The sequence below is a fragment of the Synechococcus sp. CCAP 1479/10 genome, from assembly GCF_019038515.1.
Taxonomy (GTDB): Bacteria; Cyanobacteriota; Cyanobacteriia; order PCC-6307; family Cyanobiaceae; genus Cyanobium.
In genome coordinates, this window is sequence record NZ_JAFKRJ010000070.1 from 1 (window position 1) to 241 (window position 241).

The window sequence follows — 241 nt, forward strand, 5'->3', positions numbered from 1 at the left end:
TCCCGGCTATGCCATGGCCAAGCTGATCATCCGCTTCATCAACGGCATCGCCGACGTCGTCAACGCCGACCCCGACATGGACGGCCGCCTGCGCGTCATCTTCCTCGCCGACTACAACGTCAAGCTCGGGGAGCGCGTCTACCCCGCCGCCGATCTCTCCGAGCAGATCTCCACCGCCGGCCTCGAGGCCTCCGGCACCGGCAACATGAAATTCATGATGAACGGCGCCCTCACCATCGGC

The 241-nt window shown here is 65.1% G+C and carries 1 protein-coding gene; it reads left to right on the top strand.

The window, feature by feature from the left end; all coding sequences use genetic code 11:
- Positions 1-241 (top strand): glycogen/starch/alpha-glucan phosphorylase (locus KUG39_RS17000; protein ID WP_216916613.1); only part of this gene is annotated, 241 nt, incomplete at both ends.